Origin of the sequence: Pseudarthrobacter naphthalenicus, from assembly GCF_029076445.1 — a bacterium.
Taxonomy (GTDB): Bacteria; Actinomycetota; Actinomycetes; order Actinomycetales; family Micrococcaceae; genus Arthrobacter; species Arthrobacter naphthalenicus.
The window spans coordinates 1-3,080 of the sequence record NZ_JARESG010000060.1; the positions used below are offsets into that span (position 1 = coordinate 1).

Below are 3,080 nucleotides of genomic sequence, written 5' to 3' on the forward strand. Positions count from 1 at the left end.
GTCAACAAGGCCTGGAACAACTGAAGAACCGGGGGTTTTTCAATGAGGCAACGAAACCCTCAACCGGAGGTTTTCAGATGAGGCAACGAATAAGTCTTCCCGGAGGTATTGCAATGAGGCAACAGGGCAACGCCCATCCTCCGGCACCATTCCGATCTGCCAACGACCTTTCCTGCAATGACAAGGAAGTGGCGCCACGAAAGATACCTCGTGCGCTACCGAGCCAGTTATCCAAGCTATGTCCACCTCCATGGGCATGTCCGCGTCAGCATGAGTCTTCCGATGAGATGACCAAGCCAGCGGTTCAGGGGAGTCCATTGCCGCGCAACCGCATGCAGCAGTTGACATGAGGGCCGCCCCGCCAAACCCCTTGCTATCTGCCTCTGGTCTGCGCGTCCTAGATCGACATCGCACTCCTGAACACTTAATGGCCGATAATGAGTACTCATGCGGCAAACTCACCGCGCTAGTAAAAAGGAGAAGGCATGTTTGAATGGGTTAGTCAGTCCTTTTCCCAGTACAGTGTCATTTGGATACTACTCTCCGGCTTCATCGGTGGCCTCACTGGCGCTTCAACAAAGTTCTTTTTTGAGGACCTGCTCCGGCCCCGATTGAGCGCTAAGCGTGGCCTAAGGGAAGTCACCAATCGTTATTCCATCCCACTGATGAGATCCGCCGACAGTCTCGAACGCCGGATTAACAACATAGTTCGAAACAGTGATAAGAACTGGTATAAAGACTCCGAATATTACCATCTAAGTACGCTATTTATATTCGGTGAGTATCTGGCGCTGGTACGAATAATAGAACGAGATCTCGGCTACCTGCCGCGCGAATCTCAACGCCAGGGAAAACTTTTCACTCGAAGACTCAACGGTATATTCCGGGCTCTTAGTAGTTTTGCATACTTCAGGGCGGTGGAACATCAGGAGAACGTTGATGCCTCCCAAGTACCGCGCCTCATGCTAACTGCAATCGGAGAGAAAATGCTGACCCCTGAGGGGAAAGTTCGGGATTTTACGGATTTCGCATTGACCTACACCCAAGATATCCAGTTCAGAAGATGGTTCTTCGACTTAGACCGCCTTATCGCTTCTGCACTTGCGGGAGACCCGACGAGCTGGGATCGCCTCATTGCCGCAGCGCTCAACCTACGGATATTGATATGGTTCATTGATCCCAAGTGCGCAATTGTTGATCACCGCAAAGTTGCCAATTTACATATGGTGAAAGACTCACGGGTTCTCGAAGAGCTGCGAAAAGAACTCGGAATGCTAGCTTCCCCCTGACAAACCAACATGCCCAAAATCCTGCGAAGCTGCTGACCGGCATGGCCGAGGCAACGCACTTGGTCGATCGGCTCCGGGACCACCTCGTGGATGCAGTCATCCGTTCGGGCAGAGCCGTTTTGGAGACCGCCGCCGGCTTGGCCGTGTCCTGGAGGATGGTCCGCGCGGCGCTGAATGAATCGTGTCTGCTCGGGCTCCCGGGCGTACAGCGGTTCAGTCCCGGAATGCTGGGCATTGATGAACACCGGTTCCGGTTCGTGCGCTACTTTCGGGACACCGCCACGAAGGCCTGGACACCGGCCAAGTCTTGGGCGTGGTTGACTGTTGGGGAGTGACTGTTGGCCCGTCCCCTGGTTTGACGCCCGGCCGTGCAGGTCGTCGCGATCGACCCCTCCGCGGCCTTCCGGGAAGCGTTGCGGATGTGGCTCCACGCACCGCGGTCGGCGGCGATCACTGGCTCATCGCATTTGACGGTGTAATTGCGGAATGAATCCGCCGGTCTCGAGGAGTGATCGGGCGATGTAGTTCGCAAGGTTCCTGAAGCCGAGTGCGGAGCCACGGAGGTGTTCCAGCCGGACATTGAGTGCTTCCGTGGGGCCGTTGCTGGTCCCGGGCCGGTCGAAGTACGCGAGCACGTCCCCTGCCCGGCGTTTCAGTGTCCGGCCAAGCGTAATGACCTCGGTCAGTGGAGCAGGAACACCGGCACTGACTGCGCTAATCAACGCTTGCATGAGCTGTTTGCCTTTGGGGCCGTCAGGGTCGCGGTAAGCGGCGATGACCCGCTGGTAGACACCCCAGGTAGCTTCGACCTCGGCATGGTTGTCCGCGGCGAACAGGGTCTCCAGCTTGTCTTTCTGCTTGTCAGTAAGCAGATCGTGCCCGGTGTGCAGGGTCCGGCGGGCGGCGTAGAGCGGATCCCTGGACCGTCCACGGTGCCCGATGGTCTGCTGCTGAACTCGCTGCCGGCACCTGTCCAGGGCATCGCCGGCAAGACGGACGACGTGAAACGGATCCATGACCTCGACCGCGTCCGGGAGCTCCTCGGCAGCTGCGGTCTTGAACCCGGTGAACCCGTCCATCGCCACGACCTCGATCCCGTCCCGCCAGGCCTCGGGCCGCTCGGCAAGCCGGGCTTTGAAGACCTGTTTCGAGCGGCCCTCGACCATGTCCAGCAACCGCGCCGGGCCGGTCCTGTCACGGACCGGGGTGAGGTCGATGATCACGGTGACGTACTTGTCCCCACGCCTGGTGTGCCGCCAGACATGCTCATCAACGCCAATAACGGCCACCCCGTTTAACCGGGCCGGGTCCTCAATCAACGCCCGCTTGCCTTCCGCAAGGATCGCGCTGTTCGCTGTATGCCAGGACACGCCCAGGCCTTCGGCGGCGCGGGCGACGGTCAGGTGCTGGCACACGATCCCCTCCAGCGCCCAGCGCAGCCCGCGGCGGGAGATCTTCGCCCGGGGTTGCGCGGCTTTGGAGATGTCCAGCCGCCACACCCGACCGCACCCGGTGCACTTATAGCGGCGAACCCTCACCAGCAACGTCGTCGGCCGCCATCCCAGCGGTTCGTGCGCGAGCGGACGTGTGACCGTGCCGCGGGCGATGCCCTGGCCACCACACGAACGGCACCAGTCATCCGGATCAACGGCACGGCATTCCAACCTGACTTGGCTCATTTGCTTAGTGCGTGAGTTTCGGTTTGTGGAGGGCGTCGAGAATGACCTGCTGCTCGGCGGCGATGTTGGGGGCGAATGTCTGGTTGGTGCCGTTGATGGCGATGGTGGCTGA

Annotated in this window: 2 protein-coding genes; one reads left to right on the forward strand and one right to left on the reverse strand. The window is 59.4% G+C overall.

The window, feature by feature from the left end:
• The first annotated feature begins 485 nt into the window (after positions 1–485).
• Entirely contained in the window at positions 486–1,289 is an 804-nt protein-coding gene (locus PY310_RS21285; protein ID WP_275216623.1) for a hypothetical protein, read from the forward strand.
• 458 nt (positions 1,290–1,747) lie between these two features.
• Here the strand turns inward: PY310_RS21285 and PY310_RS21290 are convergent, their stop codons facing one another.
• On the reverse strand, positions 1,748–2,968 hold the full coding sequence (locus PY310_RS21290; RefSeq protein WP_419095535.1) for an ISL3 family transposase: 1,221 nt from the start codon (positions 2,966–2,968) through the stop codon (positions 1,748–1,750).
• Positions 2,969–3,080 lie beyond the last annotated feature (112 nt).

Bases quoted from the DNA above. Each gene is read 5' to 3' on its own strand.
- PY310_RS21290 (WP_419095535.1), bottom strand. From the start codon at position 2,968: ATGAGCCAAGTCAGGTTGGAATGCCGTGCCGTTGATCCGGATGACTGG.
- PY310_RS21285 (WP_275216623.1), top strand. From the start codon at position 486: ATGTTTGAATGGGTTAGTCAGTCCTTTTCCCAGTACAGTGTCATTTGG.